Here is a 12,393-nt window from a genome sequence, read left to right as displayed (position 1 = left end):
TCATGAAGAAAAAACAATATAAAATTTTAGTGCTTTCGGATATGAAAGGAACTGAAGAGACCATCATGAGAAGTACAGTAAGTCTTGCTAAAATGATTCATGCTGAAATCGATTTTTTTCATGTAGAAAAGCCCACAGACATTGTTGGACAAGATAATCCGCTTTCAGCAAAAAGACTTATTAACAAATCTCATTTTGCTACTCGTAAAAAACTGAGTACCCTTATAAATTCTCTTTCTACATCTCACGATTTGGTTATTAACTATTCCTTTTCTGTAGGGCATATAAAAAGTGAAATGGCAAGGTTTATAGATCAAAGTAAACCAGATATTATTGTTTTAGGAAAAAGAAAATTTAAATGGTTTAAGTTTGTGGGTGACGATATAACAAGCTTTATCATGAAAAAACATCGTGGAGCTATAATGATAGCCGCAAACAATAATGTTATAGAACATGATAAGGCCTTATCATTAGGAGTGTTAAATGAAGATACAAATCGTTTGAATTTAGAGTTTGCGCAGCACTTAATGAATTACACACAAGAACCTTTAAGTTCTTTTCAAATAGTAGCAGGAGCTTCTGCAATGCAAAACACGCTTAGTTTCCATGGTAAAAAAGCCATAAATTATGTGTTTCAGGAAAATGACGGGGCTATTGACAATCTTGCTAAATACCTATCTAAAAAGAATGTTAATCTGTTATGTGTGAATAGAAAAAGATATCATTCAAAATCTTTAATTTCAGATGTAAAACACTTGGTAAACAAATTAAATGTTTCATTGCTAATTACAGGAGAAGAAAGGTTAGCAATACAATAAATAAAAATAAATAGAATTATGAAGGCACATACAAAAGAAACACAAGCCACAATGACTCCAGAAAAGGCATTAGCATTTTTAAAGGAAGGCAACTTCAGATTTCAAAGAAATTTAAAAGCCAATAGAAATTTATTAGAACAAGTTAATGATACGAGTGACGGTCAATTTCCTTTTGCTACTATTTTAAGTTGTATTGATTCTAGAGTGTCTGCTGAACTTGTGTTTGACCAAGGTTTAGGCGATATTTTTAGCGTAAGAATAGCAGGTAATTTTGTGAATGAAGATATTTTAGGGAGCATGGAGTTTGCTTGTAAACTAGCAGGGACTAAATTGATAGTTGTTTTAGGGCATACAAGCTGTGGGGCTATAAAAGGCGCTTGTGATGATGCTAAATTAGGAAACCTAACCAAAATGTTAGAAAAAATTACCCCGGCCGTACAGCAAACAGAGCAGCCTGAAGATACTAGTTTACGCAATTCAAAAAATATAGATTTTGTGAATGATGTAGCCAAAAAGAATGTTGAACTTACCATTGCAAGAATAAGGAAGGAAAGCCCCGTATTAGCCGAAATGGAAGAGCAAGGTGCTATTAAAATTGTTGGTGGTATGTATGACATAAACTCTGGAGCTGTAGATTTTTACGAATAAATAGCAATACAGATTCAAAAAAATAAAGCCGAAGAACTGAAGTCCTTCGGCTTTTTTAGTTAGCTTAGTTAGACAATAAGCTTATTCAGGAATAACATTTTTATCTTGAGTTAATAGCCATTTATCTAATTCAAAACCATCTTCGCGCATTGAAAATGAGATGATATGTTCGCCTGGAGTTTCAAAGTTCAGTGTAATAGTTTGCGGATATCCGCAATGGTTTTTAGGAACACGCTGTGCTGAAGACCAAGTCCATGCATGCTTACCTTTACAAAGCTGAATACGTTGTCCGCTTTCTGGCCATGTGCCATCAACACCCACATGCAACCCATTATCCTCAGGGCCGCTAGAGTATGCTCTTACCCATACATAATATTGCCCAGGTGTATTAATTTTTACTTTATAGGAAACTAGACCTCCTGTACCTGGAACGGGAAAGAAGTTTTCACCTTGAATTAAAGGATCCTTATGAGTCACTCTTGTATCAGGCAATGCTTTTATATAAGCGTTACCACTAGCCGAACTAGAGTGTTCTTTTGTGTTTTCAAAAGGAACGGAATTATCTTTTGATTGTAGGTACCACTTTCTAGGGCTTTCATTATTTGAATTAAAATGATAATCTTCAGCTTCAACTTCTAAAAATCCGTTTTGCTCCTCAAAAGGAGTCATATCTTTTAAGGCTTCTTTTAAAGTGTAGCTCACAGGATTTAGTATAATTGAACTCCAACGGCCTCTAGACCAAGCCGTTTCATGATCCTCTGGTATTTTACCATTGGTCATGGCTTTTGACGCTATTTCAAGTGTGTCATTTGTTTTTAGATAAATTTTACCTAATAAAAGACTGGTTGCTTTGAATCCGTATGGCGTTTGTGGATTAGAAACCGTTTTTAGCTTTTCCTTATTCACATAAACAGCATATTCAGATTCACCATCATTCTCCGCAATCGTATTTAAGGTTGCAGAATAATATCCTGTGTTACCCTTAAATATGGTAAATGCAGAAGCAAACTCATTTCTGTTTTCTGTTTTAGCAGCGTTGATTGCCAATGTACCTCTCTTGTTTTCTGTATAGTAATTGACTTTAGAGGTATTATCTATTTGAAAATCTTGCAAGGCGTTTAGCGTTGTTTTAGGACTTTCGTTGGCTTTCGATGATTTCTTAGATGTATTTTCCACTAATGCTACCCAGTCGTTTTCATTTGAAGGTGGGAACCCGATAGATATAGGTTTACCACCTTTTATGGTTTTTACTGTGCCATATACAAGATCACCCCCAGTTCGAGGATTGTACCATTTTATTGTGAATTTTGATTTTGAATCTGTGAGATCTAAAATAGTTTCTTCAACCTTTGGGATATAAATAGCGTAGACTTTTCTAGGATGAGCCAAAACATAATCATGTGTGTTTGCGGTTAAATCATCTGCCGTATGCATGGTTTCAAAAGGTAAATACCTCTTAAAAAAGTCTAAGGCATAATGTGTTTGATCCCATAAAATGTCGCGCGATCTCCAGTCTTCACAGTTTAAATCGTTGTGGGCAAACTTATAACCAAAATACCACTCCACGCCAGCACCTCCAGCCATTAAATTTCCCCATAACACCTGGGCTCTAATTTCATTATGTTCTGGGTCATCGGCATCAGGTTTTGCGCCTGTGTGTGCCGGACCTATTTCATCTTGAGTAATAACCCATTGCTTTCCAAACATCTTTGATTCGTTTATCCATTTTACTGAAATATCATGAACATCATGTGGATGGTGTGTTTGTAATGATGGACCATCTAAGTATTCATATCCTAAAAGAGGTGTTAAAAACAAATCTTGACCTTTAGTTGTTGCATGTGTATGAAGAGCAACATAATTTTGATAAGGATCATGTTGTTTGATGTAACGTGCCATAGCTTTTCTATCCTTGTCATTTTGAGCCTTAGGTGTCCAAACTTGCCAACCGTTTTCTTCGCCTAAATTCCAGGTAATACCTAAGTGATGCGCAAACCGGGCAATTAACTCACGGTAGTATAATTTACGTTGTACACGGGTTTCACCAATATCAAGTAACAGCTCGTTTTCGGTTTCTTGAGTTACTATATGAAGCATTAAACCTAAGTCATCCATATGATCAAAAACGATTTCCCATTGGTCTAGTTTACTACAATCAAAACGGTAGCGTTCATGTTCGCTCGTCCAAGGCCATACATCTTTGCCATCACCTTGAATATTCATAGTTAAGAAATAGACAGAATTCATTTTTTTTGACGCTAAATAGTTAAGAGCACCAATAATGTTTTTGCCCTTTCCATTTTGCCAGGTTGGGTTTCCTGTTTTCCAATCTTGAGCATGCGGTTCGTATTTATGCGACGCAGGTGTTTGATCAAATTCATAATAGCCAAGGAAACTTTCAGGGCTATCAGCACCACCTTTAATAAAAGATTCATGAGTATCGGCATGCTTTAAATAACGTTCTCCAACATATTGCAAACGTCCTTTGGTTCTAAAATCAGATCCCGTTGCATCAGCTTCTGTAATGGTAAATGTTCCCTGAACCCCATCAAAATCAACGGGTTCTCCAGCATTAATCTCATCGTTTACCGCTATATTTTCTCCTTTTCTAAAAGATACTTTATAGCTCCATTCACCAATGGCATCAGGCATAAACCTTACTTTCCAAACATTTCCTTTTGTAGCACTGGTTTCTGCAGCATTACCATCGGCAGCATAAAACCCAGGAATTACATAGGTTTTATTTTTATTACTGAAAATGACGTTAAGGCGATAGTTTAAAAACGGATTTATAGCGTCATTTTCACTTAAGTCTTTCCCTTGAAAGTTTAATGTTACCTTATGCCATTTTTTTAATGCGCCTTCAACAGACACATTTCTTTGCTGCGCGTTTAGAGCACCAAGTATCAGTAGAAAACATCCTGATAGTGTTAATAGTCTTTTCATTTGTATTTATTTGTGTTTTAGTTTAGTTGTCTAAGTGTTAAAGTGTTACAGGTGTGTTGTTTTTGGCTGATTCATAAACGGCCTCCTGAACTTTTAAAGTTTTTAAATAGTTATGTCCATCTGTTTCAAAAGGTTTCCCAGCTATAAGATTATCAATAAAGTTTCTTTGAAAGATGTAACAACAATCTCCTGCAAAGCCTATATCATTATGAACATATTTGTGTATTTGTTCTGGTTCGCCTAATTTTTGTAAGGTGATATTTCCGTCAGAATACAATCTTATAGAACCTTTTGAGCCATCAATTAGATACTCCCCAAAAGTGTATCTTGATTTTGAAAAATTATTTTCGTTGTAACGATTGGCATCCCAAATAGCATGTGATTTGTTTTGAAAATTAAGAATCATTAAGCCAGAGTCTTCTCCTTTTATCACAGGGTTAAGTCGTTTTAAAATGGCATATACGCTTTCAACTTCTCCGGCATGATATCTAAACGTATCAATAAAATGAACCCCCGTTTCATAAATAAGAAGCTTTTTGTAATCTCTAAAATAAGGTTGCCTTGATAAATAGGCATCGTCACCCCAGCCATCACCCATACGGCTTCTAAAATTTAAACTGAACAAATCACCAATAGCATCATTAGTAATCATTTTTTTTATTTCTCTGTGCCAGGGTTGAAATCTGAAGTTTTCATGCACCACAAAGCGTATGTTTTTCTTTGAAACGTAGTCTACAATTTTTTGTGATTCTTCAAAGTTAGGTGCCAAAGGTTTTTGACAAATAATATGGACACCGTGATCTGCAGCAAATTTGCACATTTCAAAATGCGTTTCGGGAGGTGTAATGATATCTACAAAGTCTGGCTTTTCTTTTAAAATCATCTCTTTGTAATCTGTATAATGCTGCTTTACATCATAAGATTCCATAATGCCTTTTGCGCGTTCTGCATTTGAATTACAAAGCGCTGTTATTTCAACTTCAGGAATACGGGTCCAGGCTTCATACTGGAAGCGACTAAAATAACCAGCCCCTATAGCAACACCTTTTAATTTACTTTTCATATTGTATTTCTTTTGAGGAATCCATAAATAACCAACATACAATGGCAACAGATCCTAAGCATGCCGCTACGAAAAAGAAGGGCTCACTAGAGCCTGTCCATTCTATAAGATATGGAAAAGCCAATGCTGTTGAAAATGACCCTAAATTACCTGCCATATTCATCATACCTGAAACCTTGCCAGAGTTTTCTTTACCAATATCCATACAGAAGGACCAGGACGGACTCAAAGTCATATCTGCTCCAAAAATGGCTATAGATAGGCATAATACGGCACCTAAAGCCGTGTCCATATAAAGGCTAGATAAAATGCCAATAACCACTAGAATAAAACCAAAAATGGCAGGAATTTGTCTAGATAATTTCCATTTTCCAGTTTTATAAATAGCATCAACAGTATAACCCGAAACCCAATTTCCTACGGCTCCAGCTAATAGGGGTAACATGGCATAAAAACCTGTGGTGACTAGGTTTAAATTATATTTTGATTTTATATATGGGAATAGCCAAGTTAACATAAAGAAGAAAATAAAATTGCTTCCTATGTATTGTATCATGGCTAAAATCACATTTTTTGAGCCAAGTATGGACTTCAATGGTAAGGGGTGTGTTTGTTCTTTTCGTTGTTGCCGATTGGCTACAATAAAGTCTTTTTCATCTTCAGAAATGCCTGGATGATCTTCAGGTTTATTTCTAAAAAGATAGAAGAATAAAACCGCACAAATAATACCGATACCTCCAAAAAAATAGAAAATAGATTTCCAACCCCAAGCATCAATTAAATAGGCCACTAAAGGCAGGGCAAATGCAGCGCCTAGTCTTGATCCTGAAAAATTAATGCCTTGAAATATACCACGTTCTTTCAGCGGCACCCATGAAAATGCCGCTCTTGAGATATTTGGAAAAGCTCCTGCTTCGGCACCACCAAAAATAAATCGGAATGAGAGCATAGAAATATAGTTCCATGCCGCTCCGGTTAAGGCTGTGAATATAGACCAAAGCACCATAATGGAAGTCATAACCTTGCGAACACCATACTTATCACCCATAGCGCCACCAGGCACTTGAAACAGCGCATAACCAAGTGCAAAGGCACTGAGTATCCAGCCCATTTGAATATCTGTAAGATTCAAATCGGCACTTATAGAATCTTTGGCTGATGAAATACAAACCCGGTCAATATAAAGCAACAGGGTAATTAAAAAGGAGCCAGCAAAGAAGGCATATCTTCTGGAAGGTGTTTTGTTAGACATAGGTGGTTAGTTTAGTTTTTTAGTTATGTTCAGTAAGGTGTTTTCGTTTCCAACGTTACCAGGAAATACAATGTATAGCAGGTTAGGAAATTTAGTTTCTGCACCCATTTCCCATACAGGAATTCCTGGTTCAATTTGTCCTAGTACTGTTGACTGTTTCATGCCAAGTCCCTTTATAGCGAGATCATTTGAGGTAATGCCTCCTTTAGCTAGCAGGTATTTTGGTCTGGTTTGCAGGTTTTTTACTAAGGTTACCAATGCATTTGATACTTTACCAGCTATGTTTATAGTGGTATTGGCATCACTTCCAGTGATGAGTTTTCTACTTGTAAAAACAATGATGTCTTTACCGTTTGAAATCAGTTTGTCAATGGTTGCAGATAGGTTGTTGAGGTAATTGGTTGCTGATGCTCCTAAAACCTTATTCACATCAACTTCAATAATGGTTTCTTCAGAAAAGTGTTTTAAAGCATTGTTAAGCTGTAACGACGATTTAGGGACATAAGATCCCACTATGGTAATGCCACCATGAGTATTTTCTTTGTCAATAATAGCTTCTGTGTTTAAAAGGCCTTGAGGCTTTAAACCTATGTATGAGGGAACAAAAGAACTTGAGGTTCTATAAATAATTGACTTTCCTTGCTGTTCGGCAAGTAAAAGAGCCTGTGTTACTTTATCTAAATCGTGGTAGTTTAAGGCGTTTATAATAGTGTAACTAGCTGAATGAATGTTTTTAATTTCTTCCACTAGTGCTTGCATATTTTGTGTTCTAATGCTTTCTAGTGATACGGTATAAACATCAGTAGCTTTTACATCACCTTGCGTTTTTTCTTCAATCCATTGTGGTAATACGGCATGCTTATAGCCAAAGGTATGGTCTTGTGAAAAAGGTGTTTCATTTACAGGTGTTAATGTATTCTCATGTTTTATGTAATGGGTGTCATTGACTGTAACCCGTCCACCTTCAAACATAACAGGAATTACAACGGTGATGGCATCCTGTAATAAAAGGGTATTTTTTAGAACGTTTACTTCAGAAAAATGCCCGCGTAGTGTAGAATCACTCCTACTTATTAGGGTAAAATCACGATTCGTAACTTTGGAGGCTTCTATTATATTGTTGGCAATTTGGGTATAAAGGGTGGTAGATTGTTTTTCTGTAAGACTTCTAGAATTGGTTAGCAAAAAGAAGGTGGGTGTACCTTTTTTAAATTCAGAGGATAGCGTGTTAACATCCCATGTGGTTAGTAAGGGAATGTTGTAAACAGTTTGATTTCCTGTGGGGTCATCATCAATAACAATGCAGGTTTTATTTAATGATGTGAATATCTTATAGTTTTCAAGTCTGTAATTTGAAGTATCTTCTTTAGGAAGTTGTTTTAGTATGTTTGAAAGTAATAGTTCCATTAATTTGTTTCAATAGCTATAACGCGTGCAGGTGATCCGTCACCACCACCAATTTTTAAAGGAAGAGCAATCAACTCCACACAATTTGATTGTAAACGGTCTAGGTTGGTAAGTCCTTCAATAATGACCACACCGCTTAATAAAATCTGATGAATTTTTGTAACCTCTTCAAGATTATTTACATCGGCTACAGAAGGTGGTTCTACACCAATCATTTTTACTTGTTGATCAATACACCAATGCGCTAATGCTTCTGAAATTCTGGGGAGTTCATCTCTATACTTGGGTGTATTTACATATTGAGACCATCCTGTTTGAAACAGTAAACTATCTCCAAATCTAAAATCCTTTTGAACCGTATCTGGAATATGATGTGGAAAAATTAACCCTTTTGAACCTACATGACGCACATCAATAACCCAGGCTTTTCCAACAAAATTAGAAACCTCAATTTCATCAATAGTTTGATTGTTTACATTAAAGTGAATAGGAGCATCCATGTGTGTACCACAATGCGAATAAAAGCTTAATGTGCTGGCATTCCATCCGTCTTTAGTAATAGTTTTACTGGTTTCTTTTGAGAAACCAGCAAAACTATTGGTGTAAGTCATGGTAAGATCAATAATTCGGCTCATGGTAGGTTATAAATTTTTAATCACGGCATCAGCCACATCTGATGTTTTTGCAGAACCGCCAAGATCAACCGTTAAAACGCCTTGGGTAGTGCTTTTGTCAATAGCATCCATAATATTTTGGGCCGCTTCTGTTTCACCTAAGTGCTCTAACATAATAGCAGCAGACCAAATTTGACCGTAAGGATTAGCAATGTTATTTCCAGCAATATCAGGAGCCGACCCATGAATAGGCTCAAACATAGATGGGTATTCTTTTTCAGGATTAATGTTTCCACTACCACCAAGACCTAAGCTTCCCATTATGGCACCCCCCAAATCACTCAAAATATCGCCAAATAGATTGGTAGTCAATACCACATCAAATATTTCGGGTTTTAAAACAAACATAGCAGTTGAATTATCAATGTACATTTGTTCATGTTCTATATCCGGGTATTGTTCGGCCACTTCCTTAATCACTCTATCCCAATAAGCTAAACTATTTATAAGGGTGTTAGATTTGGTGATGTGTGTTACTTTTTTTCTCCTTTTTCTAGCTAACTGAAAAGCATAATGTGCTACACGTTCAATCCCTTTTCTAGTAAACACACTGGTGTCTGTTCCCATGCCGTTAGGCTCATCGGGAAGGTATTGCCCGCCCATTTGAACAAATTCTCCTTCGGTATTTTCTCTAACAATTACAAAATCGATATGCTTTTCGGTACGCAAAGGTCTGGTAACTCCAGGATATGTTCTTACAGGTCTGTAATTTACATATTGGTTAAAAGAGGTTCTTACTTTAAAGGTGTAGTCTTTTGCAGGAAGTGTGTCATCAACGGCAGGTAATCCTACAGAACCAAAATAAACCGCATCAAAACCTTTTAGAGTTTCAAGACCATCATTTGGTAAAAACTGTCCGTTTTTTAAATAATAACCTGCTCCCCACTCAAACGTTTCTGATGTAATGGTAAAATCATGTTTTTTCGCTACGGCCTCTAAAACTCTGTAACCTTCAGGCACTATTTCGTTTCCTATACCATCACCTGGTACTACTGCGATGTTGTAATTTTTCACTTTTTTGTATTTAATGATTTAATAATAATATTCTTGATTTTTCAATATGTTCTCTGGCACATTTCTCGGCTTGATTAGCGTTACCGTGTTCAATGGCTTGAATGATTTTAATATGCTCATCAAGGGTTTCTTCAGGAGGTCTTAATAGTCCTCTGTTAATAACCTGTTCGTGAATATTTCCGAAGAAATAAATTTTGTCAAGAGGTGCGTTATCGGTAAGTTTTATAAGCAATGAATGAAATTGTTCATCGGCTTTGGCATAGTCATTAATATTAATGTTTGGTTGTCCTATAAAGGGAACAAAACATTGTTTTAATTGCTCTTTTTTTTGCTTGTTATTGGATTGTGCCAATAATCTGGCTGCCATACCTTCAAGCGCTTCCCTACAAATGTAGATGTCAAATATTTCCTTTTCACCAAAGGATTTTACATACATGCCACGACGTGGAATGCTTTCCACTAAAAACTCATTTTCGAGTGCTAAAAGGGCTTTCATAAGTGGCGTACGACTCACACCAAGTTGTTCCGCTATTTTCTCCTGAATGATTTTTTCACCAGGCTTAAGCTCCCCATTAATGATCATCTCCTTTACTTTGAGGTAGATAGGTTCATTAAGATTATGATATTCTATCATTGAATTCTATAATGAATTTTGTATACAAAAAACAAAAATAAATGTTTTTTGTAATTATGCAAGTTAAAAGGCATTGTTTTTTAGTAAGATAGGATGTTGAAAAGATGGCTTTGCCATTTAATTTCACATTGATAAACAATTGACGCTGTTTTTTGAACGCGCATTTTGGTGTATTTGGTTGGTATGTTTTAACCATATCCCATTGTTTTATGATAATATGTTACTTTAAAAATGAAGTAAAGCATAGAGCAAGTGCTTTTAAGTTCATATTTTTGAGGGTAACTTAAAAAGTATATTAAACTAAATAAATTGAACATGATTAGACTAAATCAAACATTCTTATTTGTACTGTTTGTATTTGCGAGTTTTAGCTGCAAAGAGAAAGCCAAAGAAGATCAGGTAACAGCGGTAGAAGAAACAAAACAACCGAATATCGTTATTATCTATACTGATGATCTTGGTTATGGCGATGTTGGTTTTAACGGCGCAACCGAAATTAAAACGCCAAATTTAGATAAGTTAGCAAATGGAGGTGTACGTTTTACCAATGGATACGCGTCTTCGGCAACATGCACGCCTAGTAGGTACGCTTTGTTAACTGGGATTTATCCTTGGCGCGAAAAAGATGCAAAAATTTTACCTGGAACGGCACCTCTAATTATTGGTACAGAACAAATTACCATCCCAAAAATGCTTAAAGAAAAGGGTTATTATACAGGAATAGTTGGTAAATGGCATCTTGGTTTAGGATCTGGTCATGTAGACTGGAATAAACATGTAAGTCCAGGTCCAAATGAGGTTGGGTTTGATTATTCGTATATAATGGCAGCTACTCAAGATAGGGTGCCTACCGTTTATATTGAAAATGGTGATGTTGTTGGGTTAGATCCTAATGATCCAATTGAAGTAGATTATAAAAATAATTTTGAAGGACAACCGACGGGTAAAGATAATCCTGAATTATTAAAAATGAAATGGCATCATGGGCATAATAATACCATAGTTAATGGCATTCCACGTATTGGGTACATGAAAGGTGGTGAAGCCGCAAAATGGAAAGATGAAGATATGGCTGACCACTTTTTAAAAGGCGCACAAGACTATGTGAAAAAACATAAAAACGAGCCGTTTTTCTTATATTATGCTATGCAACAACCACATGTGCCTAGAACACCTCACCCGAGATTTGTAGGCGCTTCAGGCATGGGACCAAGAGGAGATGCTGTAGTTGAAGCCGATTGGTGCATAGGTGAGTTTATAAAAACACTTGAAGTAGAGGGTGTTTTAGATAATACCTTAATCATATTTTCTAGTGATAACGGTCCTGTATTGAATGATGGGTATTACGATGATGCCGTTGAAAAATTAGGAAATCATACACCAGCTGGAGCCTTTAGAGGAGGAAAGTATAGCTTATTTGAAGCAGGTACTCGTGTGCCTTTCTTCACATATTGGAAAGGAAAAATTCAACCTAAAGTATCTAATGAGTTAGTTTGTCAAATGGATTTGTTGTCATCTTTGGCGCAATTAGTAGGTAGTGATGCCAGCACAAAAGACAGTGAAGCATTATTGGATGTATTCTTAGGGAATGAAGGGCATGGTAGAGATAATTTGGTGGTTGAAGCTGGATCAAGAACAGCCTATAAAGAGGGTGACTGGGTTATGATTCCTCCATATGACGGGAATCCTATTTTAAAGCAAGTAAATATTGAAGTAGGTAACTCTAAAGAGTATCAATTATATAACTTAAAAGAAGACATTGGGCAGCAAAATAATTTAGCAGAAACTAATAAAGACAAGTTACAAGCTATGATTACAAATTTTGAAGCTATACGTGGTAAAGATTATAATAAAAAAACGCAGAAAATTGAACTGAAGTAACGTAATGTAACAACAATAACCAAAAAAAGTGGGCCACCACAGCCCACTTTTACTAA

General features: G+C 36.0%; 10 protein-coding genes. 3 read left to right on the top strand and 7 right to left on the bottom strand.

Annotation, left to right across the window (positions count from 1 at the left end):
- Positions 1-2: 2 nt before the first annotated feature.
- On the top strand, positions 3-818 hold the full coding sequence (locus KFZ70_RS04580; RefSeq protein ID WP_139694664.1) for a universal stress protein: 816 nt from the start codon (positions 3-5) through the stop codon (positions 816-818).
- 18 nt (positions 819-836) lie between these two features.
- Complete coding sequence (locus KFZ70_RS04575; RefSeq protein ID WP_139694665.1) at positions 837-1,466, top strand: carbonic anhydrase family protein; 630 nt, start codon at positions 837-839, stop codon at positions 1,464-1,466.
- 81 nt (positions 1,467-1,547) lie between these two features.
- Here KFZ70_RS04575 and KFZ70_RS04570 read toward each other — a convergent pair whose 3' ends face one another.
- The 7 genes from KFZ70_RS04570 to KFZ70_RS04540 are packed head-to-tail and all read right to left on the bottom strand — an operon-like array spanning position 1,548 to position 10,456.
- Positions 1,548-4,412 (bottom strand): DUF5060 domain-containing protein, encoded by a 2,865-nt coding sequence (locus KFZ70_RS04570; protein WP_139694666.1) that lies wholly within the window; start codon positions 4,410-4,412, stop codon positions 1,548-1,550.
- Positions 4,413-4,449: 37 nt separating this feature from the next.
- Positions 4,450-5,475, bottom strand: a complete 1,026-nt coding sequence (locus KFZ70_RS04565; RefSeq protein WP_139694667.1) for a Gfo/Idh/MocA family protein — start codon at positions 5,473-5,475, stop codon at positions 4,450-4,452.
- Positions 5,465-6,727 carry an MFS transporter gene (locus KFZ70_RS04560; RefSeq protein ID WP_139694668.1) on the bottom strand — a complete coding sequence of 421 codons (1,263 nt, stop codon included), beginning with the start codon at positions 6,725-6,727 and terminating at the stop codon, positions 5,465-5,467. Before KFZ70_RS04560 ends, KFZ70_RS04565 begins: the two co-directional genes overlap by 11 nt.
- A gap of 6 nt (positions 6,728-6,733) precedes the next feature.
- A complete protein-coding gene (locus KFZ70_RS04555; protein WP_139694669.1) occupies positions 6,734-8,134 on the bottom strand; it encodes a four-carbon acid sugar kinase family protein in 1,401 nt (466 codons plus the stop codon).
- Positions 8,134-8,769, bottom strand: coding sequence for a cyclase family protein (locus tag KFZ70_RS04550; RefSeq protein WP_139694670.1), 636 nt, complete (start codon positions 8,767-8,769; stop codon positions 8,134-8,136). The genes KFZ70_RS04555 and KFZ70_RS04550 overlap by 1 nt, the downstream gene beginning before the upstream one ends.
- 6 nt (positions 8,770-8,775) lie before the next feature.
- Entirely contained in the window at positions 8,776-9,822 is a 1,047-nt protein-coding gene (locus KFZ70_RS04545) for a tartrate dehydrogenase (RefSeq protein WP_139694671.1), read from the bottom strand.
- Between the two features lie 10 nt (positions 9,823-9,832).
- The gene (locus tag KFZ70_RS04540) at positions 9,833-10,456 is read right to left on the bottom strand and encodes a GntR family transcriptional regulator (RefSeq protein ID WP_139694672.1); all 624 of its coding nucleotides are present in this window, start codon (positions 10,454-10,456) and stop codon (positions 9,833-9,835) included.
- A gap of 315 nt (positions 10,457-10,771) precedes the next feature.
- Between KFZ70_RS04540 and KFZ70_RS04535 the strand changes: the two genes are divergently transcribed.
- Positions 10,772-12,337, top strand: a complete 1,566-nt coding sequence (locus tag KFZ70_RS04535) for an arylsulfatase (RefSeq protein WP_139694673.1) — start codon at positions 10,772-10,774, stop codon at positions 12,335-12,337.
- The last annotated feature ends 56 nt before the right edge of the window (positions 12,338-12,393 follow it).

Source organism: Allotamlana fucoidanivorans (assembly GCF_045788535.1).
Taxonomy (GTDB): Bacteria; Bacteroidota; Bacteroidia; order Flavobacteriales; family Flavobacteriaceae; genus Allotamlana; species Allotamlana fucoidanivorans.
This window is presented reverse-complemented; position numbering and strand designations above follow the sequence as displayed.

Coding starts and splice junctions, on each gene's coding strand:
- KFZ70_RS04580 (WP_139694664.1), top strand. CDS start 3: ATGAAGAAAAAACAATATAAAATTTTAGTGCTTTCGGATATGAAAGGA.
- KFZ70_RS04575 (WP_139694665.1), top strand. CDS start 837: ATGAAGGCACATACAAAAGAAACACAAGCCACAATGACTCCAGAAAAG.
- KFZ70_RS04570 (WP_139694666.1), bottom strand. CDS start 4,412: ATGAAAAGACTATTAACACTATCAGGATGTTTTCTACTGATACTTGGT.
- KFZ70_RS04565 (WP_139694667.1), bottom strand. CDS start 5,475: ATGAAAAGTAAATTAAAAGGTGTTGCTATAGGGGCTGGTTATTTTAGT.
- KFZ70_RS04560 (WP_139694668.1), bottom strand. CDS start 6,727: ATGTCTAACAAAACACCTTCCAGAAGATATGCCTTCTTTGCTGGCTCC.
- KFZ70_RS04555 (WP_139694669.1), bottom strand. CDS start 8,134: ATGGAACTATTACTTTCAAACATACTAAAACAACTTCCTAAAGAAGAT.
- KFZ70_RS04550 (WP_139694670.1), bottom strand. CDS start 8,769: ATGAGCCGAATTATTGATCTTACCATGACTTACACCAATAGTTTTGCT.
- KFZ70_RS04540 (WP_139694672.1), bottom strand. CDS start 10,456: ATGATAGAATATCATAATCTTAATGAACCTATCTACCTCAAAGTAAAG.
- KFZ70_RS04535 (WP_139694673.1), top strand. CDS start 10,772: ATGATTAGACTAAATCAAACATTCTTATTTGTACTGTTTGTATTTGCG.